This is a genomic window from Alcanivorax sp. HI0007 (assembly GCF_001635525.1).
In the GTDB taxonomy this organism is placed as follows: Bacteria; Pseudomonadota; Gammaproteobacteria; order Pseudomonadales; family Alcanivoracaceae; genus Alcanivorax.
On sequence record NZ_LWEJ01000226.1, the window covers coordinates 1 to 665 of the forward strand.

Genomic DNA, 665 nt, shown 5'->3' on the forward strand with positions numbered 1-665 from the left:
AATTGGATTCTGTGAACAGCGCCTGCCCTTTTATGCGTCACAGTGCATTATGTGCACGATTTCGGGGCNTTCGCTTTGCGAGCAAAGCTCCAACGGGNGGGGAGGCTTCNGGNCTGGCGTTNGAGCCTTGCNCGCAAGGCGAAGGGCTGGAGGCGGGCTCCGTGCCAGATCTAACGCCTTCGCTTTGCGAGCAAAGCTTCAACGGGTGGGGAGGCTTCGGGGCTGGCGTTGGAGCCTTGCTCGCAAGGCGAAGGGCTGGAAGTGGGCTCCGTGCCAGATCTACCGCCTTCGCTTTGCGAGCAAAGCTCCAACGGGTGGGGAGGCTTCAGGCCTGGCGTTGGAGCCTTGCTCGCAAGGCGAAGGGCTGGAGGCGGGCTCCGTGCCAGATCTAACGCCTTCGCTTTGCGAGCAAAGCTCCAACGGGAGGGGGCTGCGGTGGGTTGGGAGTGGCCGGTGACGCTTATCGTGATTCAAAGAGCCTCAAGGGCTTCCGGGATCAGGGTTGGGCCGGCAATAACGTCGAATTCCTTGTTGTGCAACGCACGGCGGGTGGTTTCCGAGAGCACTTTAGCGACATCTTCGCGGGAGATATCACCAAAACTCTTCAACTTCTCGGCAATTTCCACTTTCTCCAGGGGCGGTTCCTCGGTGAGCCGGCCCGGGCG

1 pseudogene is annotated in these 665 nt (G+C 61.0%); it reads right to left on the bottom strand.

Annotation, left to right across the window (positions count from 1 at the left end):
* Positions 1-470: 470 nt before the first annotated feature.
* Positions 471-665: pseudogene (locus A3714_RS18080) on the bottom strand (SDR family oxidoreductase); the annotation flags it as partial.